The following is a 1,201-nucleotide window of genomic DNA, read 5'->3' on the forward strand; positions in this document are numbered from 1 at the left end:
CTCGCGGGCGAGGCGGGCCTCGCCTTCGTCGCCCCGCCGCTGGCGCTCTGCGGCGACAACGGCGCGATGATCGCCTGGGCCGGCATCGAGCGGCTGCGCCTCGGGCTGACCGACGACATCACCGCGCCGGCCCGCGCCCGCTGGCCCTTCGCCGACGCCCCCCGCCCCGAGGCCAGCGCCGAATGAGCGGCGCCGCCCGCCACATCCTCTCGCGCGGCAATCTCCGCGATCTCCGCGTGACGGAGCCCGAGCCGGAGGCGGCTCCAGCCCCCGTCGGCGAGCCGCAGGCGCGGTGGCGCGAGCTGGTCGACCGCCTCCTGCCGCAGGCCGCGCCGGACCATCCCGACTGGCCCGTCGTGAACGACCACTGCTTCGCCCGCATCCTGCTCGACAACGCCTGCAACGGGCCGTGGCGCGAGAGCGTGGCGGCGCCGGCCTGGGCCAACATGCCGCCCGACCGGCTCGCGGTCGCGATCGACCTCGGCAACGCCGTGCTCGCCGGCCGCGCCGACCTCGCCCTGCTCAACCGCCGCTCCCTGATATGGCGCGGCAAGCGCCGGCTGCCCAAGGCCCCCGACACCCTGGAGACCGGTTCGCTGCGCCTGCGCCGTTGGCGCCGATCGGACGACGAGCCGTTCGCGCGCCTGAACGCCGACCCCGCCGTGATGCGCCATTTCCCGAAGCTGAAATCGCCCGCCGAGAGCCTGACCGAGGCGCGGGCGCTCGACCGCCGCTTCGAGGCCGACGGCTTCGGGCCGTGGGCGGTCGAGGAGCCGGGCGGCCCGTTCCTCGGTTTCGTCGGGGCGATGCGGCTGATGCGGTCGATGCCGTTTTCCGGGGGCGAGCGCCCGGGCAGCCTGATCGAGATCGGCTGGCGCCTGAGCCCCGAGGCCTGGGGGCGCGGCATCGCCACGCGCGCCGCGCGCTTGGCGCTCGCCGACCTGTTCGGCCGCTGCGGGCTGCCGAGCGTGGTGGCGTTCACGGCGCTGGCCAACGCGCCGTCGCGACGGGTGATGGAGCGGCTCGGCATGGTGCGCGAGGCCGATTTCGACCATCCGGCGCTGACCGCCGGCCACCCGCTGCAGCGGCACGTGCTCTATCGGCTCGCGGCGGCGGATTGTTCCGGAGACCCCGCATGAGCAGCGAGAACGCGCGACCCGTCGCGGTCGTCGGCGGCGGCGCATGGGGCACGGCCCTGGCG

At 76.0% G+C, this 1,201-nt stretch carries 1 protein-coding gene and 1 pseudogene; both read left to right on the top strand.

Going from position 1 to position 1,201, the window contains the following annotated elements; all coding sequences use genetic code 11:
• Positions 1-186: pseudogene (locus tag FV230_RS28510) on the top strand (tRNA (adenosine(37)-N6)-threonylcarbamoyltransferase complex transferase subunit TsaD); the annotation flags it as partial.
• Positions 183-1,139, top strand: a complete 957-nt coding sequence (locus tag FV230_RS28515; protein ID WP_147729688.1) for a GNAT family N-acetyltransferase — start codon at positions 183-185, stop codon at positions 1,137-1,139. The pseudogene FV230_RS28510 and the gene FV230_RS28515, both read left to right, overlap by 4 nt.
• Positions 1,140-1,201 lie beyond the last annotated feature (62 nt).

Source organism: Methylobacterium sp. WL6 (genome assembly GCF_008040095.1).
Lineage (GTDB): Bacteria > Pseudomonadota > Alphaproteobacteria > Rhizobiales > Beijerinckiaceae > Methylobacterium.

What these genes read in the sequence shown, in the direction of transcription:
- FV230_RS28515 (WP_147729688.1), top strand. Translation starts at nt 183, where the DNA reads ATGAGCGGCGCCGCCCGCCACATCCTCTCGCGCGGCAATCTCCGCGAT.